The organism is Gammaproteobacteria bacterium (assembly GCA_034522055.1).
In the GTDB taxonomy this organism is placed as follows: domain Bacteria; phylum Pseudomonadota; class Gammaproteobacteria; order JAABTG01; family JAABTG01; genus JAABTG01.
This window is the reverse complement of record JAXHLS010000006.1, coordinates 1017391-1040698: the sequence shown is the minus strand read 5'-3', so window position 1 is coordinate 1040698 and position 23308 is coordinate 1017391. Positions and strand designations below refer to the sequence as shown.

The window sequence follows — 23308 nt, the reverse complement described above, 5'->3', positions numbered from 1 at the left end:
TGTTGCGCTCGCGCCACCCGCCAACGTTGGGTGTCGGGCTGAAGCCCGACCTACAGCCCGATCTACACAACACCCCCCACCACCGCCCATTCCTTTGGCACGGATGTAGGTCGGGATTCATCCCGACATTCAAACCCGCCGCGCATACCACAGGCCGGGCCGGAATCACTCACAGCCCCGTAGGGCAGGTCAAGCGCAGCGGACCTGCCGGACGGGGATGGGACGATGCTCATCACCTTCTTGGTGGAACCGCTACGCTTGTTCCACCCTACGCTTTCAGGTGGGTTTGATGGTGCGCGGCCCGGGGGCGTTGGCGCCCCCGGGGCGAGGCGGGTTACAGGGCGTAGGCCTCGTCGTAGGGCTCTGGGCCCTCCACCACCGGCAGGGTCAGCTCGTTGCCCCAGTGGGACCAGCCGCCGTTGTAGAGGCGCACGTCCTCGTAGCCGAGATGCTTCAATTGCATGTAGGCGAGGCTCTGGCGGAAGCCGTCGTGGCAGTAGATATAAATGGTCTTGTCCTTGGGAATGGCGCTGTACATGGCCGCCAGGGCCTCGTCGTCCTTCCATTTCTGGCTCTGGCCATCGGTGCCGTCGAGGCTCACGATGTTGATGGCGCCGGGGACGTGGCCGCCCTGGATGGAATGGCGGATCACCTCACCCGTGTACATGTCCCCGGGGCGGGCGTCTAGCAGCACCACCTGCGGGTCGCGGCGGGATATAACGTCGTCGTAGACGGCCGTCCATTCCACCAGCAGGCCGGGATGGGCCGGCTTCAGGGTGACGTTGCCCGGTGCCGGCGCGGCCGGCTCCTTCTCGAGCTCGTTGAACACGGTCCATTCGATGGTGCCGCCGTTCAGCACCTTCACGCGGTCCATGTCGAAGCCGTAGAGGTCCAGCATGAAGTAGAGCCGCGAGGCCAGGGCGGTGCGGGAGTCGTCGTAGATGACGATGGTGGAATCGTCGTTGACCCCCCAGGAACGCAGGCGCTGCTGGAACACCTCGTGGGAGGGAAAGCGCATGGGCGGGGTGGCGTGGTTGGCGCCGAGGTCCTTGAAGCGCTGGATCTGCACCGCGCCGGGAATGTGGCCGATGGTGAGGTAGCGGTGGGGGTGATAACGCACCTCCAGCACCACCACATCGTCGTCGTCGATGCGGTCCGCCAGCCAGTCGGCGTCCACCAGGAAGTCCGGTGCCGCCCAGGCGGCGGCGGGCAGGACCAGGAGCAGGGCCGACAGCAGCCCGGCGCGGAGGGTATGCAAGCAGGTCGTTGTGTTCATCGGGTTCTCTGGGTCTCCGTCATTGGGTCGGGGGCGGCCGGCTGGGATCGGTGTCGAAGCGCCGCCGGCCGTGGGCGCATCGATGGTTGAAAATACCTCAAGAGCGGGTCTGGTGCCACGGCCTGTGTCGGTTGGCGGTCAGATCCATCTCCCTGTCAATTCAGCTTGCCGATTTTCGCTTTATTCGTGGCCTGTTCGCTGTTGATCAAAAGCTTAATCTCTCACGGAGGCACTTTAGGCACGGAGAAAGGCGAGAACAACCATGGTTCCGCAACCCTCGCGGCTTCCGTGACGGCTCCCCGTCCCCTGGAAGGGCTCCATTCGCCGGGCAGGTTCGCCGGGCGCATTCAACACAGAATCCTCCGTGCCTAAAGTGCCTCCGTGAGAGGAATATCTGCTGTTCTTGGCGCTCTTGGGGGCTTGGCGAGAGGAAATTCTTCTCATCTATACTCACGAATTCTGCTGACGAGCAAAAAAAATCTCTGTGCCTCCGTGCCTCCGTGAGAGGAATATTTGCTGTTCTTGGCGCTCTTGGCGCCTTGGCGAGAGGAAATTCACCTTAGCCGCATAAAAAAGGGGCGGGCAGTACCCGCCCCCGGCGCTGGCCGTCTTGGGCTCAGTAGCCGAACTTGGCGTTGATGCCCACCGTGAGGGTGTCGAAATCGTTGTCGTTGGTGTCGTCCTGGCGGCGGTTCCAGGCCACCAGCAGCTCCGACTTCTTGGTGAGGTCGTATTTGGCGCCGATGCTCCAGTTGTCCCAGTCATTGTTGCCGTTGGCCACCCGGTCGTTGCTCTGGCCATAGGCGGCGATGAGGCGGGTGTTGCCGACGCGGTAGATGCCGTTGACGTACCAGTTCTCGCCCAACCCGAGGTCCTCGCTGTCCTCGTACAGGGCGGCGAAGGAGAGGTTGTCCATGACCTTGTAACGGGCTCCGATCTGCCATGCACTGTCGTTGCTTACACCGCCACCGGCGATGCTGTCGGCGTCGATATCGACCCAGTCCACGCCTACGAATAGGGGGCCGGACGCGTACTTGACACCGATACCCCCCGCGTCGCCGCCCTTGAAATTGGTCAAGGCCCCGGCATTGTGCAGGTTCTTGGAGGAGTTATCGAAACGGGTGGAGTACCAGGCGTTGGCGGTGAAGCCGCCGGCGAACTTGGGTGTCACGTAGTCGATGGCGTTATTGAAGTAGCTGGAGTGCATCTCGGACATGCCCTGGCGGCCGCCGCCGCGGCCCTGGGGGGCGTTATCGGTCCAGGGGTCGATCGTGGTGCCGGTCTTCTTGTACTCGGTGCTCAGGCGGCCGACCCGCAGCTTGCCCCAGCCGCCCTTGAGGCCGGCGAAGCCCTCGCGGAACTCCAGCTCCTTGCTGTCGCCGCCGTCTTCGCCCACTGGGTCCAGGTCTCCGTCGCCGTCAATGTCTGCGAAGTTCGTATCGTCGCCGTTGACCTCGTCCGTGGTCTCGTAGCGCAGCTCGGCGCGGTAGAACACCGCAGTGCCTGCAATCGTCGTATCCATCTCCCCCTGCACGCCGATGCGCGAGGCGTTGCTCACGATCTCCTCGCCGTCGCTGCCGACATCGTTATCCGTGAAGTCGGCACTGACGCGGGCCTGGCCGTAGACCTGTACCGCCTTGCCGAGGCCGGGATACTTCTTCTCCTGTTGAGCCACCTGGGTGGCCACCTTGTCCTGCTTCGTCTCCTGCTCCTCGAGGCGGGCCTCCATGGCCTCGATTTGGCGCTGCATCTCGGCCATCTGGGCCTTCATGGCCCGCAGGGTCTCGGCATCGCCCGCCAGGGCCGGCGTGGTACCGAGGGCGGCGGCGATGGCGGCGGTGAGCAGAGTGGTTCTTTTCATTGACTGCATTATTCTCTCCCTCATGTGTGTGGATGTCCCCGAACAGCGGACCCTAACGGGTCCAAATGGTGATGGACATGATTGAAATTAGGTTACCCGACATAGGGGCGACCCGCGGCCTCAGTCGTGTCTGAGCAGATGAAGGGCCTTGCGGTCCCTGGCGATGTGTCCCTCGCGCTTCAGTTCCGCGAGCATACGATACAGGGTCTCGGGCTCGAGGCCCAGCTCCCCGGCGAGGTCCGCGAGGGTGCCCGCGAGGGTGTAGCGGCCGTTGCCGTCGGCCTCGCAGCCGAGCAGATGCAGCACCCGGTCCCGGGCCTTGGACAGGCGCAGGCGCTCATAGCGGGAACACTGGCGGCGGGCTGCCTTGGCCATGAGCATGGAGAAGGCATGGGCGAACGCCGGGTCCTGCTGCAACTGGGCCCGGAAGGTGGCGGCCGGGAGGGCCACCACCCGTGAGGGGCGGGTGGCGAAGGCGTCGCAAACGAAGGTCTCCACCGCCAGCGCCGATTCGCCGAAGAACTCGCCCGCGCCGGCACGCAGCATGATGACCTCGCGGCCATCGGGCAGATAGCGCACCGCCTTCATTTCCCCTTCGAGGACGAAATAGACATGGGTGACGGGTGCGCCGAAGGAAAACAAGCGCTCGCCGCCGGCCACGGGCACGGTATCGGACCGTTCCACCAGGGCCGGCGGCAGACACTCGGGGAGGGCGCCGGCCGTCATCGACCGGGCCCCTTGCTTTTCATCATCATCGGTTAACGTGAAAGTCGCGAAGCACGAACTCCCCCTCTCCCTCTGGGACAAATCCGTCGGGAACGGATTTGAACGCGCCTTGGCGCGGCCCGCAGGGCGAAGGGCAGGATGCCCGGAGTACAGGGATGGGGTGAGGGAACGAGCATGGCGATACGCACTCCTCTTTCATCATCTCGGGCGGCGCGTATCGCCATGGGAGTTAATTCAGGCTGCCGTGATGCCCCTTGATGGCCTCGCCCTCGGGCAGGTCGGCGAACATGTCGGCGAGCTTTTTCAATGAGCCGTCCCCCGCGGCCTTGTAGACCGAGACCCCCGGCGGTATGCCCTTCTTCTGGTTGCCTTCCGTGGCGGCATACATGCGGTCGCGGGTCTTGTTCCATTGCAGCATGTGGACCACCGTGGGTGCCGGTTGCGAGATGTGAAGCACCTTCAGGTCCGGTACCGATATGTGGTAGATGCGGGAGGTCCCGTCCTCGAAGCCGATGGGGAAATACAGGCTTGCCCCGGAAGGATGCCAGATGGGATGGCGGATCTTGTTGATGCCGATGCCCGGTTCGGTGGCCTTGAAGTGTCCCACCACCTCGTCGCTGCGGACGTCGATGAGCACGAGTTCCGGCACCTCCTTGGAGGCCACCAGGAGCATGTGATTGTTGTTGGCCGGCTCTTCCAGGAAATGAGGATTCTCGTAGTCCACGTCGATGGTCTTGACCACCTCGCCCTTGGCCGCATCGATGACCGACACCGAACGATGGCCCTTGGCGATGTTGCCCACGTAGACCTTGCCGTTGGTATAGGCAGCGGCGTGGGGGGCCTTGCCTACGGTGATCTGCTTGAGGGGCTTGAAGGTGGCGAGGTCGAGCTGGGTGACGGAGTTACCCGGCCGTTCCACCTCCACGGGACCGGGGCCCTCGGCGATGACGTACAGGTATCCCTCGTCCCACGCCGGCACCATCCCGAAGGGGAAGTCGGCCACGTTCTCGGCGCGGCGGCTCACCACCAGGTTGCGGGCGTCGATCTCCACCACGGCGTCGTCGTCGAGTTCGGTGACATACAGATAATTGCCATCGGGGCTCCAGTAGTACTGATGTCCCTGGCCCTTCTTGGATTGCTCCGATCCGGTGACGATCTGCTTGATGAATTCACCGCTGCGGGCATCGAAGACCGTCAGGGTATTGCCGCCATGGTTGATGGCGAACAGGTAGTCCCCCTGCGGGTCCGGGACCATGTGGGCGGGCTTGGTGCCGGGCGGGCCGGCGGTCACCGTCCGCATGTTCTCCAGGGAGGGGATGAAGGTCACGGTGTGGCCATTCTTGCCCCAGTTGGGTACGACGAAATGGCTCTGATTGGGGCCGCCGATGGTGTAGTTGCTGGCGAGCGCAGTGGATACGGCGCCGGCGGTCAGCAGGGCGGCGGCGAGGCGGGTTATGGGTTGTGGGTATTTCATGATTTCCGTCCTTTGGTGTCGTAGATGATCATTGGGTGTGATGGCCGTCCCTGGCCGGAGCCGGCAGATGCCGGGCTCAGCCTGCCGGTTCTAAGGCAGGCTTTCCTGTCGTTGCGGGCTGGGCGGCCCGGGCAGACCCGTACACGATCTCGTCGGTGTTGTAGTACAGGATCTGTTTCAGCTTGAGCCCCAGGAAGGAACGCGAGGCCTGGAAGGACATGGCCAGCAGCCCGATCAGCACCAGGCTGTAGGCGATGGCCCAGGCCTCCTGGCTGCCCCCGATGGCATAGGCGGCCCACTCCGGGATGGTGATGAAATCGGTCAAGCCGGCACCGAAGACCACCGGATCGATCTGCTCCTGGAACAGGGTGTAGGGCAGGTAACCGATGTAAAAGCCCGGCAGGGCCACCAGCGCCGTGGAGTAGCCCAGCCCCAGGCGCGCGTAGGTGCGCACCTCGCAGCCGATCATGAACACCGCGCCCATGGCCAGCAGGGGCCCTCCGAGGATATGGCCCCAGTACAGCCCCGCATAGCCCGAGGCATTGGGGATGCTGCCTTTGCCGAGCATCCACCAGGCGAGGATGAACAGGTTGAAGACCACGATGGCCACCATGAAGCCCTGCAGGGGCAGCATGCCGCGGAACATATGATAGGTGCAGCGCGGCACGCCGCCCTTGCGGTAGAACTCCTCCTTGGTGAAGGTGGCCTCCGGGGCCATCACCGAGCACTCGGTGCCGAAACCCGTCTTGGCGATGCCGAATCCGAGCAACACGCCGGGGATGGCCATCCAGATCACTTCCGACCAGCCGATCTGGTTCACCGAGCCGGAGATCCAGCCGGTGAGTCCGTAATAGAGGGGCAGCGCGAAGATGGTGATCAGCAGGAAGGCGTTGAAGACCCAGCGCATGGGATTAAGCCAGTGGTTATAATTGGCATCGTAACCGGGCTGAGGATTGGCCGGATCGTCTTTATGGCGGCGAGCGGTCTCCCGGGTCTCCTGGTGCTTGAAGTAACCACCCACGCCGGCCCACAGGGCGATCTTGAATGCGATGAAGGCGAAGGGGATCCCGGTCAACAGCACTACCCAGGAGGCGATGCTCATGGCGGGCAGTCCACCCATGAAATGGTGGGTGGTGCAGCCGGCCGCGAGGCGGGTGCCGAACGAGAACAGCAGGCCGCCGATGAATGCCAGGCTCAGGATGCGCCAGTTGTACTTGACCCAACCCCGGGACTCGCCTTCAACGACCGCCACCAGGCGGGCGCCCAACAGGGCGGCGATGATGGTCCAATGGATGCCGGGCTCGTAGACCCGGGCCACCCAGTCGATACCCACCATTTCCTCGCTGACCGCGAACATCTGGGCCAGTCCGGTGGTCACGACGATGAACATGTCGGTGTGAAAATAGAAAACGATCTCGGCCAGGCCTACCACCAGCCCGCCGAGCCAGAAGGGCCATTGGCGGCGCAGCAGCCGCTTGCCCAGGCTCTCCGTCGGCGACGCACCGTCGTCGATCAGGGTGTCAGAATTCAACATGGCGAATCTCCTGTCGCAGTCCCATTCGAGGATTGCGAATCACATGAGGGAAAGAAGGGGAGGGCCGCCCCGGGGACCGGCTGCCATCACGAAGATGGCATCCGGCGGGCGGTCGCCGTGGCGGGATGCCCGCGGCGACCCCCAAGGGAGCCCTCGGGTCTGGCCTACTCGGAGCGGTTGCTGACCGGGCGCGCCGGGTCGGCGGACCACTCGTTCATGGAGCCCACGTAGAGCCGGGCATCCTTGTTGCCGAGCAGTTCGTGCATGACGAACCAGCCGGAACTGGCCAGGTGACCGGTGTTGCAGTGGGTGATGATCGGCTTGCCGGGGTCGAGGCCCAGTTCGGTGGAGATCCGCCGCAGCTCGTCGGTGGAATAGAGGGTGGTGCCCTCCGGGCTCTCCTTGCCGATGACCATGAAGGGCATATTCTTGGCGCCCGGGATGTGGCCCTTGCCCTTCACCTTCTTCGCCTTATGCTTCAACCCGAGGTAATAGTCGGGGGTGCGGATGTCCACGAGCTGGACGCCATCCCGCATGCCCTGCTGGACGTCTTCCAGGGTGGCGAGCATGTCGCGGCGCTCCGTCGTGGCGCTCCAGTTACCATTGCTGGGCCGGGTACGGCCGTACTCGATCTTGCGCTTCTCGGCCCCCCACTTGGCCACGCCGCCATCCAGCAGGGCGACATTGTCATGGCCGAAGTACTTCAGGGTCCAATACAGCCGGGTGCCGTCGGCGATGGACGGCATGCCGTCGCCGGGCGTGGCGATCACCACCGCGCTGCCCTGGTCGACGCCGCTCTTCTGCATCAGCTTCTCGAAATCACCCTTGGAAGGCACCATGTCGTGGAGTTCCACGCCATTGGCCTTGTCCTTGACGGCGATTTCCTTCCATTCGATCAGGGCCGAGTCCGGGATGTGGCCGGACACGCCGCCACCGCCGCCCTTGGCGCCGCAGGCCTGGACGCCGGCCACCTCACCGCTGCCGCCCATCTTGCGGATGAAGCTCTGCTTGTCCCGGCGCACGTCCAGCACCACCACGTCGTCCTGATTCTTGGCCAGCCATGCCGTATCCACCAGGGGACCCGGTACCTGCAAGGCCCAAGCCTGGGTCGCCCATACGCCGGCCGCCAGGGCCAGCCCCTTCGTTGCAAAGAGTTTCATCTATGTACTCCTCCTGTCGTTATTGCGGTTGAGTCCAGCTTATAGCCAGATCCATGCCACTTTTTAATTCACGTTAAATCAGATAGTTGCCAAAACCGCTTGGATTTTGGGTGATTGCAGAATGCCAGGGTCTGGCATTCTGCAACGGTAGCGACGGGGTAAGGGAGGCTGTTCCCTTACTTGTTCGGATAGGTGTTGGCGTCGTTGGGGACCACCTTGTAGGGATAGCCGTGGTCCTTCCACGAGGTGATACCACCGGGCGCACGGTAGACATTGGTATAGCCGAGTTCCCTGGCCCACATGGAAGCATTGTGGGAACGGCCACACTTGGTGAAGCCGCAGTAGATGACGATCTTCTTGTTCAGGTCCGGACCCAGCACCTTGCGGTAATCGTCCTGGCTGGGGCTGCCCGCCATATCCACGTCTTCCTCCCACTTGCCCACGCGCTTGGACTTGAAGCCGAAGTGCCGGGCGCCATCGATGTAACCCATCTCGAACTCCCAGCGGGGATGGGCATCCACCAGCACGAAGTCCTCCCCGGCGTCCAGCATCTCCTTCACCTCGGCCATGGTGATGAGCTTGTAACCGCCTTGCACGGTCTGGTTGGCGAGATTGATGGCGATGTTCTCGATGGATGCCTCGGTGTCGATGCTGGTGAGGGCAGAGGCCCCCGACGCGGCCATGGCGAGCCAGCCGATTACTGCGACATATAGGGTTTTTTTCATTCCAACCTCCAGTTGTTTGAATAGGCCAGTTGTTTGAATAGGAAACAGCCCTTCTAGCGTGACGATCCGACGCCTCAAAAAACATGATTGAAATTAGGTGGGTGCTCGATTCAGGGCCGGAGCTTGCGGTGCAGGGTGGAGGGATCGATGCCCAGGCGCCGGGCGGCCTCGGTCTTGTTACCCTGGCAACGCTCGAGCACGGTCTCGATCCAGTAGCGTTCCAGCTCCGCGAGGGTCGCCTCGCGGGGGATCTCGGCCACACCCGTCGGCGGATCGGGGGTGACGGTCAGCTCGGCCGGCAGGTGGCAGGGCAGGATGGTCTCCCCCGGGCACAGGATCACGGCCCGCTGGAGGACGTTCTCCAGTTCGCGGACGTTGCCCGGCCAGGGGTAATCGAGGAGTAGCCGGTGGCAACCCTCATCCAGATGGCGGGCCGGCCGATTCAGGCGCTGGGCGCTGTGGGTCAGCATTTGTTGGGCCAGGGGCAGGATATCGTCGGGACGCTCGCGCAGGGGCGGGATGTGGATGGGAAAGACGTTCAGCCGGAAGAACAGGTCCTGGCGGAACCGGCCTGCCTCAACCATTGCCTGGAGCGGCTCGTTGGCGGCGGCGATCAGGCGCACGTTCACCGTCACCGCTTGCTGGCCGCCCACCCGCAGCAGGCTGCGTTCCTGGACGAAGTTCAGCAGCCGGCTTTGGATCTCCGGCGGGGCGCTGTTGATCTCGTCCAGAAACAGGGTGCCGCCGTCCGCCAGCTCGAGCAGCCCGAGCTTGCGCCTGACGGCGCCGGTGAAGGCCCCCTTTTCATGCCCGAACAGCTCGCTTTCGGCCAGGCTGGCGGATACCGACCCGCAGTTCACCACGAACCAGGGCCGTCCGCTGCGGCCGCCGAACTCGTGGACCAGGCGGGCCACCACGCCCTTGCCCGTACCGGTCTCCCCGGTCAGGAGCACCGGGACATCCATGGTGCTCACCTGGCGGGCCAGGTGAGCCACCTCCTGCATCTGCGGGCTCACGGCCACGGGCGGGTCGTCGATACCTTCGAGGATGGCCAGCTTCTTGGTCAGGCCGGCCACCCGCCGGTCGTCTTGCAGGCGCGCCTCGATGCGGGCCAGCACCTGCTCCACCTGGCGGGTCTCGAAGGGTTTGGTCACCAGATCCATGGCGCCACCGCGAAACGCCGCCGCCACGTCCGGTACCGAGGCGTAACCGGTGATGAGCACCGCGGGCAGGTCTGGAAGGGCGCCCACCGCCCGGCGGATGATGTCGATGCCGTCGCCGTCCGGTAGCCGCAGATCCGTGAACAGGGCATCCGGTGGGCGCTCGGCGAGCATGGCTGCGGCCGTGGCATGACACGGTGCCGTGCGGACGGTGAAGCCCGCCTTTTCCGCCAGTTCGGCCAACAGGCCGGCCATGGCGGTGTCGTCTTCCACCACCAGCAGGTCCCACTTCATCACGAATCCTCGCCGGTGGCGGCCCGCAGGGTCACCACGAGGCGGGTGCCGCGGGACGAGCTGTCCGCTATTGTCAGGTCGCCACCCATCTCTCGCGCCAGGGTGCGCGACAGGTGTAGTCCCAGTCCCGTTCCCCGGCCGGGGGCCTTGGAGGTGACGAAGGGTTCGAACAGACGCTCGCGCAGGTCCTCCGGGATGCCGGGGCCGTCATCGGCCACGGCCAGTTCCACCCTGTCCCGGTGTTCCTCGCCGGTGATGATCAGCTTGCTCGCCCCGGCCTCGGTGGCGTTGGTCATGAGGTTGAACAGGATCTGCTCTACCCCGGCGGGATCGCCCTCGATCCGGCAGGGGTCGTCGAACCGGGTTTCCACCCCTTCGAGCCCGTCGTTACGCAAGACCGGCTCGGTGAGTTCCACGGTGGCGGCCACCAGGGCGGGGAGTTCCACGGTGGTCAACTGCGGTGCCGGCGGTCGCGCCGCCGTGAGGAGATTACGCACGATGCCGTCGCACAGCCGGGCCTGGTCCTCGATCACCGCGAGCCGCTGGCGGGTGCGGTCGTCGGTTTCCTGCCCGGCCATCTGGGCGTAACCGAGGATATTGCCCAAGGGGGTGTTGAGGGCATGGGCCAGCCCGGCCGCCATCTGTCCCAGGGTGGCCAGCCGCTGCTCGTGCAGCAGGCGCTCCAGTGCCGATGCAGCCGTTTTCTGGGCGTGGTCGCGGGCCGCCATGTGTTCCTGTATCTCCTGGCACAGCCCGAAAAAGGTGATGGACAGTTGGGCCAGTTCCTCGGGCAGGTCATGGTCTTCCGGGCAGCAATTCTGGCGCAACGGATTGTAGGACTCGGCCAGGGCCTGGATGGGCCTCACGACGCGGTGGTGCATGGCGCGTTTGAGGAGCCAGAACAGCATACCCATGATGAGGAACAGGGCCGCAGTCAGCATCAGGGCCAGGCGCTCGAGCTGGCGCGGGATGTCGCTGCGATCATATTCCAGGATGATCTCGCCGAGTACGCTGGTGGCGGCCTCGATGGGTTGGTGGATGCGTACCACGTCGGCGCTGCTCCGGGCCCGCGGTTGTCCCGCCCGGGCCAGGAGTTCGCCGCGGCTGTCCCGCAACTCCAGATATTCCAGGGACGGCGTGCCCACCAGGCCCTCGGCGTAACGCTCCAGGGTGCCGTAGTCGTAGATCAGCAGCGCGTCCGTGACCACGATGCTCAGTTGGCGCGCCAGGCTCTGGGCCTTGTCGTGGATCGCCGAATCCAGCATGCGGGAGATCCCCTGGTGCACGGCGACCCCGATGATCAGGCCGACGGCGAGCAGCCCGGCGCCGAGGGTCAGGGTGAGCTGCGCCGACAGGGTGAGGGGTCTGCTTACCATGGCCACTGCGCCGGCGGCGGGCGGGTCTCGACGATCTCCACCACCCGGCGCACCGTGGCGAGGTCATTGCGGTCCGGGGACTGGTAGTAGACCGGTCTCGTACCCAGATGGTGGCGGGGATCGGAGAACTCCAGCAGGCTGTGCTGAATCAGCTCTCGCTGGGCCTCGGGCAGCCCCGGCCTGGCGACGATTAAGTGGGGCGACAGGGGGGGCGAGGTGGCGATGACCCTGAGGCCCGGTTCGCGGTGCATGTACTCGGTGACCATCTCGGCGCGCAGGCCCCCGGCATCGAAGTCTCCGTGCAGTACCGCCAGGGCCACCCGTTCGTGGCGATTGAGGAAGGCGTAGTCCTTGAGGTCGCCGAGGTCCACGCCGGCCTTGAGGAGCATGACCTGGGGCACGTAATGGCTGCTGTATGAGTGCGGGGCGCCGAAGGCCATGAGTTTGCCGTGGAGGTCGGCGAGGGATTGGATGTCGGAGTCGGCGCGGGTGACGATGACACTGTGATAGGACGGCTTTCCTCCCATTACCTCGGCCGCCAGGGGCACTAGCTTGGCCTCGGTGCCGCGGAGATAGGAGTTCTGGGCGCGCAGGAAGGGCGTGGGGCCGATGTAGCTGAGGTCCGCCTGGCCGCTGGTGATGCGGCGCATCTGGTCGACGTAGGAACGGGCGATGTCCAGGCGCACCGGCGTTTGCAGGCGCTCCGCCAGAAAGTCGCACAGGGGCTGGAAGCGTTCCACCAGGCGGCTCGGATTGTCATAGGGATGGACGATGAAGGACAGGGCGGCCGGCGCCGGCGCCGGTGTCGATGCCGGGACATCGGAGGCGCGGTCGTTACCGTCGCAGCCCGTTACCGCCAGGACCAAGGCCATCAGCAGGGGGGCGAACAGGCGGCCGAGCGGGCTCATGGCTCGGCGCAGCTGACCGGTTCGCCCTGCCACGGCCCGCAACTCACGTCGTAGGCGGTGTAGATGCTGGCCCCGGCGGCGGCGCGGGCGGTCTCCAGGGCCGCCATCGACTCGGCTCCCAGGTCCTGCGCGAGGTGCTCCATCAAAAAAGGATAGACCCGGTCGTGATAATCCGCGTCCGGCTCCACGATGACCTGAGCCCGTGCCCCTTCCGCGGCGTCGAGGGGCAGTTCCAGGCGGCGGGATTCATGGGGCCGGAGGCGGGTGTCGAAGACCTCGCCCCAGCCTTGTTCCCGGCTCCAGCTCATGCGCCGCTGGATGATGTGCTCGCTGCGGGATGCCCCTGTGGTGCCTTCGATGACGACGCGGATGAGGGGGGTCACATAGGTAGGCAGGGCGTGGCCCGCAGCGCGGTTGCTCAGCGTGACCGTCACACCCCGTTCCGTGCGGGTCACCGCGAGGCCCAGGCCCTGACGCAGGACATCGGGATCGTGGATGCCGCCGAAGCGGTGGCTGCCCTCGGCCATGTGGCAGGACTGGCAGGTGATGCCGTCCCGGGCGTAGTTCGAATCCCGCCACTCTTCATGGGTGTTCTCGAGGGGCTTGCCATTCACGGCCACGTCCTCGGCGGTGAACTGGTGGCAGGGGGCGCAGAAGTCGGCGGAGCGGAACAGCGGCTCTTCCATCACCGGCCCGTGGGGCGTCGCCGCCACGCTGCGGGGACCGAAGCGGCCGTCGGCGCGCACGTGACAGGCGGCGCAGTCCACGCCATCGACGCTCCCCAGGGCATCGAGGCCCAATTCTGCGATGGCCTCGCGCTGGGCGTCGCGGGGGGCATGGCAATCGAGACACATATCGCGGGTGCCGGCGTCGAAGGCCTCGAACTGGCCCAGGAGGCCGGGCGACACCGCCTTGCCATGAAATGACTCCCGCCATTGATCGAACTGCTCGGCGTGGCACAGGCCGCAGTCTTCGGACCTCAGGGAGGTGTGGGGGCCGTCCTCGCCCCCCATGGCGCCGGCCGTGACCGGCTCCACCAGGGGTAGGCGCCAATAGTCACCGTTTACCGCCGTCCAAGTGATGGTCGGCCACCACAACAATATAATTGCTGCCCATGCCGGCGTCCCATGCAGTACGGACGTCTTGATCATGTTCCACATTCGCCGTGTCCCTGCCATTGGCCAAGCATACCAGAGCGGGCCCGTATGCTCAGGCAGCTGCTCAGGCAGCGCAGCACTAATCCAGGTTCTCAGATTAAAGTGGCCGGATGGTGGTCAGGTCCGGGGAGTGGAATAACGTCGCCGTCGATGTCTGTGGCTGGTGGACTTCTTCTTGGTCTCGGCCTTGGGTGGCTGGGGAGCAGGGTCTGCTTGCACGCGGTGGCGGTGGCTGCGGTGGCTGCGGCGGGCGCCGCCGCGCCGGCGATTGCCGAGCACATCGCGTAGAAACAGGGCGAGTATCACGGGGATGGCGAAGATGAACAGTAGGGCCTCGTTATTACGCATGGTGTCTCCCAGCCAGCCGATGAGTTCGCTGCCGCCATCGAAAACGGCCACCAGCCAACGGAACCCTCCCGTGGTCTCTCCTGATTCCGGTGTGATCGTGGTGATCGTATCGGCGACGAATTGGGAGCCGCCGCCAGCGGCGGGATCGCCACCCGAAGGACCGGCGGCAGTGCCCTCGGGACCGTCATCGAGGGCACGGACCCAGGTCGGCAGGCGGTCGCGCATTTCCTTGAGTTGTTCCTTCAGGTCCGGCGGGATGAGATGTAAAGGGTAGGTCGATTGGACACCGGATAGCGCGGTGTGACCCACGACGGCGATCTGCGTGGAGACCATGTGGGCGAGAAGTTCGGTGGACAGGCTCGATGCCAGGAGTTCCGCGTTGGCACGGGACCGAGGAGGAGAGGTGTCGCCGGGAGGGCGCGTTTCCTCGGACCCTGCAGCGGGCACTTTATCCAGGGATGCCCGCAATCGATGAACGAGGCGGCTCATCTGTGCCTTCTGTGGTGGGGGGGCGAGGGGTCCGGAGGAGGGTTCAAAGCGGGTATCGCCGGGTGCCCGGGCCTGTTGCGTCTCGATGCTGCCGTATTTCTCCTCGCATTCGAGGGCACGGAAGCGCTGCCGTGCCTCGTCATGTTCGGCGCGGGTCAGCATCCGCGCGTAGAGGGCGCAGGCCTCTACCAAATCGCCCTGTTCGGCCGCGTGTTTGGCGAGGGCCAGATAGTCTTTCGTCGCCTCGTGATCTTCGACCAGCCGCAGGACCAACCCGGTTTCTTCATCGCCTGTGAGCCCGCTATCGATGGTTATGAGTTGCGACAGGCGCTCCGTGCCTTCCAGACCGGTCCGTTCCGATATCAATGCCGCGGCCGCGTCCGGTCTCCAAGGGTCGGCGGTGATACCGGCCTCGGCATACAGATCGCCGGCCACCGCCGCTGGCGCGTCCGGTTCCGCATGGACGGCGGCGACCTGTTTGAGCAATTCGATGGCGGTCACGTAGTCGCCATGTTGCAGATGGCTGAGGCCTCTCAGGGTAACCAGGGTGGGGTCATCCCTGAGTTCGCTGACCTCGCGAAGCAGGTCATCCGCCTCGTAGGTATGTTTCAACTGTAGCAGCACCGCCACCAACAGTTTGCGGGTCTCCAGGTCCTCCTGCGCGCCGGACAGATAACGTTTGAGGGCCTCTACCGCCTGTTCGGAGTAGCCGAGCCTCAGGTTGAGCATCCCGAACAGACGCAGCGCGGGTCCATAGTGGGGGGCATGGCTCAGGGTTTCCCGCACCTGGTCGAGGGACGCCTTGGTGTTGCCGTCGAGATATTCGGCAACGGCCAGCAGATAGTGGGCATCGGCAGATTCCGGATCGTCCGCGAGCAGTTGCTCGAGGACCCTGCGGGCCGCCGCCTGTTCTCCCAGAGCCAGTCTGGCCTGAACCAGGCCTACGGAGGCGGTGGTATCCGCGGGGTTGCGGGCAATCAGTCGTTGGTAGGCCTCGGCAGCCCGCTGCGGTTGATTGCGGGCAAGGGCGATTCGGCCCTCGAGATGACGTGTGGAATCCAGGTTCTTCGCCAGAGCCGCCAGTTGGGTCTCGGCAGCCTCGTAATCACCCTCGATCATGGCGATCTCGAACAGCCCGGTGTGGGCCGCGGCATCATGGGAGCCGGCCTGCAGTACTATCCGGAACAGAGCCCGCGCCTGAACCAGCTGGCGGTGCCCCAGGTGGGCCTGGGCTGCGGGCAAAAGCAGATTGATGTCCCCGTTCTCGGTATCACCCGGCCTCAACAGCGCGATGGCCTCGCCATAGGCCTTCTTCAGAACCAGGGCATGCACCCGCATGGCCCTTACGGAGTCGGGAGTCGCCCCCAGCTTCACTGCCCGTCTGATATGGGAATCCGCCGTGGCGCCATCCTGGAGTTCGAGGTAGGCCCGAGCAAGCATGAGGCGGGCGTCGATATGGGCCGGTTCGTCCAACAGCAGGTCGCGGAGGGGATCCATGCTCTCCTCGAATCGACCGGAGATCTGCAGGTCCTGCACGTGCTGGATGAGGTCCTGCCCGCTACGGGCCTCCTGGTCGTTGCACCCGACGGCGACGGCCAGCAGGGCCATCAGTACGAGGTGAGTGGCGGCTCTCCGCCGTAAACGATGCCCGCCCCCGGAGACTCGCGAGCACACGGCGACCCATGCGATTGGAGCCATTCCCATGGATTCGTTGGAGCACTTTGAATCGATGGGCGGCACGCGCTTTCCTTTACGACGGATCCTTAGGAGGGATGAAACGGATATTGAGCCGGCCACACGAATCGGCTCAATCTATCCGACCTCGGGGACTTAATGCAATAATCGTGCTAATTACTAACGTCTATTCATAACAATGCGTTACGGGGTATTTCTGAGTCGGACTCAAGCGCAAGTGTAAAAACTACCGACATGGGATCGGCAGCCCCCGGCCCCGATGGTGATCAGGCAATAGCCTGCACCAGCACCCAGGGAGCTACCACCACGGACCATACGTCGGCCCTGCCTTCGGTCCACTCCCGGGCCTCGGCGATGGTGGTGGGGTGCAGCCTGTTCTCCTCCAGCCAGGCCCCCACTCGTTGGCGGTCGTCCTCGGCGACGGCGGCTGCTGCCTCGATGAGGTCCAGCTCGCGATCCACGGTGAGGACGGCGCCCCGCGCGAAGTGGCGGGCCAGCTCCTCCCAGGCGATGACGGCCGTCTCCAGGTTGAGCCTGGCACGCAGGGTTGCGGCGTCGGGCGGAGGAGCCGCCGCGGCCGCGGCCGGGCCATAGGGTTGCCCCGGTTCATTCTCGTCCATTACCCCGTCCCGCGTGATCGTAGTCGGATGGAAGCAATCATAATGAAAGCCAACATCCTGTTGAAGCGCGGGGGTTGAATGTCGGGATGAATCCCGACCTACAGGCTAAAAGCGTAACCGCGAAAGACGCGAAATGACGCGAAAAGGGAGAAGGTCAGGGAGGAGTGGCCGTTTGAAAAGGCGCAGCGAATCCACCGTTTCGGCGTCAGCAGAGCGGACGCACGGATGGTAATCTTTTCCCATTTCCCGTTTCCCCTTTCCCATTTCCCCTGGGGAGAAGGACAAAGGCGTAGGTCGGCTGCTCTTGGCAGCCGACGGAAACTCGGCGCTTTGCGGGCGCGGATGTCGGTTGCCGAGAGCAACCGACCTACAGACTGTATGTTGTTTCGCAGATTAAAGCGTTGGATACCAGTCGGATCTTCTCGGTTTGTCCCGCTGGTGAAGCCTCTGGTCAGAGAGAGTATTCCGGGAAGTCGTCGGGCAGGGGTGTCGCCGGTGGATGTTGAGGCTTTCGCTGATCGGGGCAGAGCCGGTAATCTCTACTTACCGATAAGTGAGAAGAAAGGAAAAGGCCCGCGCGGTGACAGCCGCCGGGCCGTGGCCGGTGCAGCTTCGATTCCAAACGGGGCACACCAGCGAGGATTACGTTAACCGCCAAGCCTGGCGGGAGGCAAGTTCTCTCGCTGCCCAAACCATCCTCGTGGTGGTTGCTCGTTGGCCCGCCACGGCACCTACGAGCGCAAGACGCCGGCGGGGACACGAATCGCCCGCTGGTACTGCCCTGAGAGTCACACCACCTTCAGTCTGTTGCCGGACCATCTGGCGGCACGGCTGCCCGGTACGCTCAACGAGCTGGAACACGTGGTGGCCGTCGCCGAGCAGGCGCCGAGCATGGAAGCGGCGGCAAGCACCTTGCGCCTGGATATCGAGCTGCCGGGGGCGCTGCGCTGGATACGCCGGCGCATTGTCTTGGTGCACCGTTTCTTGCTCATCGTCATCGCTCTTCTGCCTGACCAACTGGCCGGCTGCCTCGCGACCGTCACTCACCTTCGTGGCCATCTCGGCCATGAGACCGTGCTGATGGCGCTGCGTGCTTCGGCGGCCCGGCAGCTGCCTCAACTGCCGACGCCGGTGGGGTTTTGTCCCCGGGCAACCGCCCACGGTGATCCCAATTTGGCCACCCAACAACCCCTGGGGCCTGATCCGCCGCGTTCTCCGCCGTAACGTCTCCTCTCCCGGGCCCAAGGGCTCATAACCGAGAGAAGATCCGATGACTGATCCTGATGATGACCACCGCCAGGCGGTGGCCCTGTTCCGCTACGGCCTGATCGCCGACCTCGTACACTGGCCCCCGGGCAGTGCCGGCATCACCGAGCGGCTGCGCGCCAAGGCAGACAAGGACTATGTGATCCCCGGCAGCCGTCGCTCCCGCGTGGCCGCCGAGACGATCCGCGACTGGCTCAAGCACTATCGGCGCGGCGGCTTCGACGCGCTGTTGCCCAAGCCACGGGCCGATCGGGGGCAGCCCCGGCGACTGCCCGACTCCGTGGCCGAAGCGCTGTGCGCCATCAAAGAGGGGCATCCGAAGCTGTCAGTGCGCGCAGTGATCAAACACGCACGCGAGCAGGGCCTGGTCCCGGCCGAGCAGCCGTTGCCCGCCTCCACCGTGCACCGTCTGTTCACCCGCGAAGGGCTCATGGTCAAGAAGACCGATGCACCCATCGGCACCGATCGGCGGCGCTTCGCCTTCCAGTACGCCGACGAGCTGTGGATGAGCGATGTGATGCATGGCATCACCGCCGCTGATGGGCGGGGCCGGCGCAGAAAGACCTATCTCATCGCCTTCATCGATGACGCCACCCGCGTCATCCCCTATGCGGCCTTCGCCTTCGCCGAAAACACCGGCGCCTTCCTGCCGGTGTTCAAGCAGGCTCTCATCCGCCGCGGGATCCCCCAGCGCCTTTACGTCGACAACGGCGCCAACTACCGCTCCCGCCAACTCGCCCTCGTCTGCGCCAGGCTCGGCACGGCGCTGATCCACGCCCGACCCCATCAACCTCAGGGGAAGGGCAAAATCGAACGCTGGTTCCGCACCGTCCGAGCACAGCTGCTCACCCAGCTCACCGCTGAGGATACGGTGAGCCTCGAGGCCCTCAACCGACGCCTGTGGGCCTTCATCGAGGGCGAGTATCACCACACCCCGCACCGCGGCCTCGACGGCAAAACGCCCCTCGAACAGTGGGCCCTGGTCGGCGATCAGATCCGCTTCCCCGATCCCGGCCTCGATGCGCTGTTCCTCTGCGAGACCAAGCGCCGGGTCATGAACGACCGCACCGTGAGCCTGAACGGCCACGTCTATGAGGTCGACGCCGTGCTCGTCGGCGAGACCGTGACCTTACAGTACGACCCCGCCGTGCCGCCCACCCGGCCCCTGACCGTGGTCCATAAAGGCCAGCCGGCAGGACAGGCCACGCCGCTCGATGCCTATGCCAACACCACCGTGCGCCGCGACCGGCCCTCCTGGCGCCTCGACACCGATACCCCAGCCTCCGAACCGCCCCCGTCGCGTCTCACCCTCGGGGCCTTCGACAACCCGCACAATGAGGAGAACGACTAATGTATCTGCGCCACTTCGCGTTCACTCGCTTCCCCTTCGAGAATACCCTCGAGGCCGATGAACTCTATGCCTCCACCGCCCGCCGCGAGGCCGAGGCCCGGCTCACGCACCTCATCGATCTGCGCGGCATCGGCCTGCTGACCGGCGAGGTCGGCTCCGGCAAAACCACCGTCTGCCGGCACGTCACCGCCGGACTCCATCCCGGCCTGTACCGCGTCTATTACGTCTCCCTGTCCACCGGCAACGTGCTCGATATGTACAAGTCCATCGCCTGGGAACTCGGCCTGCCCACGGAGCGGTCCCGCGCTACCGCCTACCGCGCCATCCGCGTCGAGATCACCCGCCTGGTGCAGGAGGCCAAGCAGCTGCCCGTGTTGATCGTCGACGAGGCGCAGCACCTACGCAATGACGTGCTCGAGGATCTGCGCCTCTTGACCAGCTACGCCATGGATGCCGACAACCGCCTGTGCCTGCTGCTGGTCGGGCTCACCGAGCTGCGCCGACGCCTCGCCATGGCCGTGCACGAGTCGTTGAGCCAGCGACTGGTGGTGCGCCACCACCTCCCCGGCCTCTCGCGCGACGAACTCGATGACTATCTCATTCACCGCCTGCGCCTCGCCGGCGCCGAGGCCCCCATCTTCACCCCACCCGCAACCGAGGCCCTGTTCCAGGCCTCGCGCGGGCTTCCGCGCAAGGTCAACCGCATCGCCCACTACGCCCTCACTGCCGCCGCGCTGGACAACCAACACCACGTCACCGAGACCCACCTCCAGACAGCGCTCGACGAGCTGCAACCGTGAGACACCACACCACCATGAACGACGACGATCAGACCCTGCCCGACCACCTCTCCGACGAGGCCGCCGCTCAGATGGTTGACCTCCTCTACGCCATCGCCCAGACCCTCGAAAACCGCTACTTCGCCGAGATCACGCGCTACTACCAGAACACCAATCCCAGACAGCCCGACCTCTGGGACTGAATCCCAGTCTTTCCCAACCGCAACCGCCGCCACAAGCGGCGCCCATCTCGCCAGACCTCCAGCTTCTTCTCATCCTATCCTGCCCGCGCTCTTCCACCGGAGCGCTCAAACCGAGAAAACTGCAGCCTACTCGCTCGGAATAAACCGGGAAATTACTGGTGGAATAATTTGAGATACAACACTGTAGGTCGGCTGTAGGTCGGGCTTCAGCCCGACAGCCCGACAGCCCGCCGGCGGGATTTCCTGCCCGACTCATGGTGTGTGCGGCCGGGTTGAATGTCGGGATGACTCCCGACATCCGTGCCACGGGAACGGAAGCCTGGTGGCGGGTTGTGATGCGGCCCGCGAGATGGTCGCCAGCATGGCCGTGCCCGCCGGCCCAAAGGGGTTATAATCCCCGCACGTTCAACCCTGGATAACGACCGGAATTTCAATGAAATACGCAACGAAGTTGATAGCCACCCTGGCCATGGCGGTAACCCTGGCGGCCTGCGGCGGTTCCGAGGACCGCAAGGCGGAGTATCTGGAGAAGGGGCGCACCCTGTTCGCGGCGGAGAACTACGAGAAGGCGCGTCTCGAATTCAAGAACGTCCTGCAGATCGACCCGAAAGACATCGAGGGACGCTTCGGACTGGCCCAGACCCTGGAGAAGCTGCAGCAGTGGCGGGGCGCGGTGGGGCATTACAAGGCCGTGGTGGAGCAGGACCCGGCGCACCTGGAGGCGCGTAACGCCCTGGCCAAGCTCTATTTGGTGGGCAACGCGCCGGACCAGGCCTTGGAACTGGTGGAAGAGGTGCTGGCCGGCGACCCGGCCAATGCCGATGCCCATGTGATCAAGGCAGGCGTGCTGGCCAAGGAAGGGGACATGGCGGGGGCCCGGCAGAGCACGGAGGCCGCCCTGGCCACGGATCCGAACCATGCCCAGGCCATCTCCCTCATGGCCTCCCTGCATCTGCGGGACGGCGCTGCCGGCGAGGCCGAGGCCCTGCTGCAGCGGGGCATCGGGGCCCATCCCGAAAACACCGCCCTGCGCCTCACCCTGGCCAATGTCTACGCCAATAGCGGTCGCGTGGAAGAGGCCGGCCGGGTACTGGAGGAGATGGTGGCCCTGCAGCCGGAGGATCTGGGAGCCAAGGTGAGGCTGGCGTCCTTCTTCGCCACGACCGGCGACACCGCCAAGGCCCGGGAAATCCTGGATCGGGCGGTGGCGGAGCATCCCGACGAAATGACACCCAAGCTGGCCGTGGTGGAACTGGTGGCCAAGACGGAAGGGACGCCGGCGGGTATCGGCGTGATGGAGGACTTCGTGGCGGCGTCCCCGGACAACCATGAGCTGCGGCTCACCCTGGGCCAGCTCTACACCCGCGTCGATCGCCATGACGACGCCAAGGCCGCCTATCGCAAGATCATCGCGGCCGACGGCCTGGGGGTGTCCGGTCTCAAGGCCCGCAACCAACTGGCGCGCCTGGCCCTGGGTGAAAAGGACCTGGAGCAGGCGGCCCGCCTGGCGGAGGAGGTGCTAGAGGAGAATCCCAAGGACGCGGACGCCCTGGCCCTGCGGGGCGATCTGGCCATGCTCCAGGGTGACGCATCATCGGCCATCGCCGACTATCGCGCGGTGCTGCGTAGCGCGCCTGACAACGCCAAGGTGTTGCGGGCCCTGGCCTCCGCCCATCGCATGAACGGCGAAGACGACCTGGCGGAGGAGGCCATGGCCAAGGCGGTGGCCGCCGCGCCTGACGACGTGCAGACGCGCTTCTCCTACGCCGAGACCCTGTTGCGCCAGGGCGACGTGGACGGTGCCCGGGAGCAGCTGGAGAAGGTGTTGGCTACCGCGCCCACCGATGCCCGGGCCCTGGAGGGCCTGGTCAAGCTCCACATGTCCCGCAACGAGCTGGACCGGGCCCGCCAGTATGCGGATCGCTATCTTCAGGCCTATCCGGACCGCCCCCAGGGCCACTACTTCCTGGGCCTGATCCAACAGGCCCAGGGCGACATGGACGCGGGCATCGCCTCCTTCGAGGCGTCCCTGGAGCGCGGGCCCACTGCCTCCCAGCCCCTGGCGGCGGTGATCAAGGCCTACATCGTGCAGCAGCAATACGACGAGGCTCTGGCACGCCTCGACACCGCCATCGATGAGGACCCCGACAATGCCACGCCCCGTAATCTGAAGGGCGAGGTGCTGTTGCTGCAGCAGCAATATGGCGCCGCGGCGGAGGCCTTCGCCGGCGCCCTGGAGCGCAAGCCGGACATGGTGTCCGCCCACCGCAACCTGGCCTTGGCGCGTTTCGCCCAGGGGGATCGGGAGGGCGCGGTGGAGGCCTTCAAGGCAGGCATCGAGGGCACGGACTCGGCGTTGCTGCAGGTGGGGTTGGCAGGTCTCTACGAGGGGATGGGGCGCACCGACGAGGCCATCGCGGTCTACGAGAGGGCCGTCGAAAACAGCCCGGATTCCAGGGCCGCGGCCAACAATCTGGCCATGCTGCTGGTGACCTACCAGGCGGATGACGAAGGCCTGGCGCGGGCCGGCGAGCTGGTGTCGGTGCTGGAGGGGGCCAGCGAGGCGGCCTATCTGGACACCCTGGGCTGGGTGCGCCACAAGCAGGGGGACCACGAAGCCGCCCTGGAGCATCTACGCGCGGCGGTGGACAAGGCCCCCGATTCGGCGGAGATGAACTTTCACCTCGCCATGGCGTTGCTGGAGACCGGCGACCAGGCCGGCGCCCGGCAGCATCTGGAGAAGGCCCTGGCCCAGGAGGTACAGTTCCGCGAAAAGGCCCTGGCCGAGCAGACCCTGGCAGATCTGGCCGGCGCCGGGGAATAATCCCCTGCAGGAGCGCCCTTGGGCGCGAACGACCCACCGTGGCCTGTGCCGGGCCCCGGGTTCGCGCGCAAGCGCGCTCCCT

18 protein-coding genes are annotated in these 23308 nt (G+C 65.3%); 5 read left to right on the top strand and 13 right to left on the bottom strand.

Annotated elements, in window-relative coordinates:
- Positions 1-334 precede the first annotated feature (334 nt).
- From U5S82_23570 to U5S82_23510, 13 genes are all read right to left on the bottom strand, one after another.
- Positions 335-1276 carry a rhodanese-like domain-containing protein gene (locus U5S82_23570; GenBank protein ID MDZ7754546.1) on the bottom strand — a complete coding sequence of 314 codons (942 nt, stop codon included), beginning with the start codon at positions 1274-1276 and terminating at the stop codon, positions 335-337.
- 616 nt (positions 1277-1892) lie between these two features.
- Positions 1893-3137, bottom strand: a complete 1245-nt coding sequence (locus tag U5S82_23565) for a porin (GenBank protein ID MDZ7754545.1) — start codon at positions 3135-3137, stop codon at positions 1893-1895.
- Positions 3138-3257: 120 nt separating this feature from the next.
- Positions 3258-3863, bottom strand: coding sequence for a Crp/Fnr family transcriptional regulator (locus tag U5S82_23560; GenBank protein ID MDZ7754544.1), 606 nt, complete (start codon positions 3861-3863; stop codon positions 3258-3260).
- A gap of 229 nt (positions 3864-4092) precedes the next feature.
- Positions 4093-5337, bottom strand: coding sequence for a YncE family protein (locus U5S82_23555; protein ID MDZ7754543.1), 1245 nt, complete (start codon positions 5335-5337; stop codon positions 4093-4095).
- 76 nt (positions 5338-5413) lie between these two features.
- Positions 5414-6871, bottom strand: coding sequence for a YeeE/YedE thiosulfate transporter family protein (locus tag U5S82_23550; protein ID MDZ7754542.1), 1458 nt, complete (start codon positions 6869-6871; stop codon positions 5414-5416).
- Positions 6872-7035: 164 nt separating this feature from the next.
- Positions 7036-8031, bottom strand: a complete 996-nt coding sequence (locus U5S82_23545) for a rhodanese-like domain-containing protein (protein MDZ7754541.1) — start codon at positions 8029-8031, stop codon at positions 7036-7038.
- Positions 8032-8207: 176 nt separating this feature from the next.
- Positions 8208-8756, bottom strand: coding sequence for a rhodanese-like domain-containing protein (locus U5S82_23540; GenBank protein MDZ7754540.1), 549 nt, complete (start codon positions 8754-8756; stop codon positions 8208-8210).
- 110 nt (positions 8757-8866) lie between these two features.
- Positions 8867-10210, bottom strand: a complete 1344-nt coding sequence (locus U5S82_23535) for a sigma-54 dependent transcriptional regulator (GenBank protein ID MDZ7754539.1) — start codon at positions 10208-10210, stop codon at positions 8867-8869.
- The gene (locus tag U5S82_23530) at positions 10210-11586 is read right to left on the bottom strand and encodes an ATP-binding protein (GenBank protein ID MDZ7754538.1); all 1377 of its coding nucleotides are present in this window, start codon (positions 11584-11586) and stop codon (positions 10210-10212) included. Before U5S82_23530 ends, U5S82_23535 begins: the two co-directional genes overlap by 1 nt.
- A complete protein-coding gene (phnD, locus tag U5S82_23525; GenBank protein MDZ7754537.1) occupies positions 11580-12494 on the bottom strand; it encodes a phosphate/phosphite/phosphonate ABC transporter substrate-binding protein in 915 nt (304 codons plus the stop codon). The genes U5S82_23530 and phnD overlap by 7 nt, the downstream gene beginning before the upstream one ends.
- Positions 12491-13645: a multiheme c-type cytochrome gene (locus U5S82_23520; GenBank protein MDZ7754536.1), complete on the bottom strand. Its 1155-nt coding sequence runs from the start codon at positions 13643-13645 to the stop codon at positions 12491-12493. Before U5S82_23520 ends, phnD begins: the two co-directional genes overlap by 4 nt.
- Positions 13646-13768: 123 nt before the next feature.
- A complete protein-coding gene (locus U5S82_23515) occupies positions 13769-16186 on the bottom strand; it encodes a tetratricopeptide repeat protein (protein ID MDZ7754535.1) in 2418 nt (805 codons plus the stop codon).
- Between the two features lie 263 nt (positions 16187-16449).
- The gene (locus U5S82_23510) at positions 16450-16803 is read right to left on the bottom strand and encodes a DUF2288 domain-containing protein (GenBank protein MDZ7754534.1); all 354 of its coding nucleotides are present in this window, start codon (positions 16801-16803) and stop codon (positions 16450-16452) included.
- 714 nt (positions 16804-17517) lie between these two features.
- On the opposite strand from U5S82_23510, the gene U5S82_23505 reads away from it, so the two are divergent.
- The 5 genes from U5S82_23505 (at position 17518) to U5S82_23485 (ending at position 23226) form a co-directional block, all read left to right on the top strand.
- Positions 17518-18027, top strand: coding sequence for a hypothetical protein (locus tag U5S82_23505; protein ID MDZ7754533.1), 510 nt, complete (start codon positions 17518-17520; stop codon positions 18025-18027).
- Between the two features lie 46 nt (positions 18028-18073).
- A complete protein-coding gene (locus U5S82_23500) occupies positions 18074-19420 on the top strand; it encodes a DDE-type integrase/transposase/recombinase (protein MDZ7754532.1) in 1347 nt (448 codons plus the stop codon).
- Positions 19420-20220, top strand: coding sequence for an AAA family ATPase (locus U5S82_23495; protein MDZ7754531.1), 801 nt, complete (start codon positions 19420-19422; stop codon positions 20218-20220). The genes U5S82_23500 and U5S82_23495 overlap by 1 nt, the downstream gene beginning before the upstream one ends.
- Positions 20217-20402: a hypothetical protein gene (locus U5S82_23490; protein MDZ7754530.1), complete on the top strand. Its 186-nt coding sequence runs from the start codon at positions 20217-20219 to the stop codon at positions 20400-20402. The genes U5S82_23495 and U5S82_23490 overlap by 4 nt, the downstream gene beginning before the upstream one ends.
- 433 nt (positions 20403-20835) lie before the next feature.
- Positions 20836-23226, top strand: a complete 2391-nt coding sequence (locus tag U5S82_23485; protein ID MDZ7754529.1) for a tetratricopeptide repeat protein — start codon at positions 20836-20838, stop codon at positions 23224-23226.
- The last annotated feature ends 82 nt before the right edge of the window (positions 23227-23308 follow it).

What these genes read in the sequence shown, in the direction of transcription:
- U5S82_23540 (MDZ7754540.1), bottom strand. Translation starts at nt 8,756, where the DNA reads ATGAAAAAAACCCTATATGTCGCAGTAATCGGCTGGCTCGCCATGGCC.
- phnD (MDZ7754537.1), bottom strand. Translation starts at nt 12,494, where the DNA reads ATGAGCCCGCTCGGCCGCCTGTTCGCCCCCCTGCTGATGGCCTTGGTC.
- U5S82_23485 (MDZ7754529.1), top strand. Translation starts at nt 20,836, where the DNA reads ATGAAATACGCAACGAAGTTGATAGCCACCCTGGCCATGGCGGTAACC.
- U5S82_23530 (MDZ7754538.1), bottom strand. Translation starts at nt 11,586, where the DNA reads ATGGTAAGCAGACCCCTCACCCTGTCGGCGCAGCTCACCCTGACCCTC.
- U5S82_23520 (MDZ7754536.1), bottom strand. Translation starts at nt 13,645, where the DNA reads ATGATCAAGACGTCCGTACTGCATGGGACGCCGGCATGGGCAGCAATT.
- U5S82_23495 (MDZ7754531.1), top strand. Translation starts at nt 19,420, where the DNA reads ATGTATCTGCGCCACTTCGCGTTCACTCGCTTCCCCTTCGAGAATACC.
- U5S82_23550 (MDZ7754542.1), bottom strand. Translation starts at nt 6,871, where the DNA reads ATGTTGAATTCTGACACCCTGATCGACGACGGTGCGTCGCCGACGGAG.
- U5S82_23570 (MDZ7754546.1), bottom strand. Translation starts at nt 1,276, where the DNA reads ATGAACACAACGACCTGCTTGCATACCCTCCGCGCCGGGCTGCTGTCG.
- U5S82_23515 (MDZ7754535.1), bottom strand. Translation starts at nt 16,186, where the DNA reads ATGGCTCCAATCGCATGGGTCGCCGTGTGCTCGCGAGTCTCCGGGGGC.
- U5S82_23535 (MDZ7754539.1), bottom strand. Translation starts at nt 10,210, where the DNA reads ATGAAGTGGGACCTGCTGGTGGTGGAAGACGACACCGCCATGGCCGGC.
- U5S82_23545 (MDZ7754541.1), bottom strand. Translation starts at nt 8,031, where the DNA reads ATGAAACTCTTTGCAACGAAGGGGCTGGCCCTGGCGGCCGGCGTATGG.
- U5S82_23510 (MDZ7754534.1), bottom strand. Translation starts at nt 16,803, where the DNA reads ATGGACGAGAATGAACCGGGGCAACCCTATGGCCCGGCCGCGGCCGCG.
- U5S82_23560 (MDZ7754544.1), bottom strand. Translation starts at nt 3,863, where the DNA reads ATGACGGCCGGCGCCCTCCCCGAGTGTCTGCCGCCGGCCCTGGTGGAA.
- U5S82_23500 (MDZ7754532.1), top strand. Translation starts at nt 18,074, where the DNA reads ATGACTGATCCTGATGATGACCACCGCCAGGCGGTGGCCCTGTTCCGC.
- U5S82_23555 (MDZ7754543.1), bottom strand. Translation starts at nt 5,337, where the DNA reads ATGAAATACCCACAACCCATAACCCGCCTCGCCGCCGCCCTGCTGACC.
- U5S82_23565 (MDZ7754545.1), bottom strand. Translation starts at nt 3,137, where the DNA reads ATGAAAAGAACCACTCTGCTCACCGCCGCCATCGCCGCCGCCCTCGGT.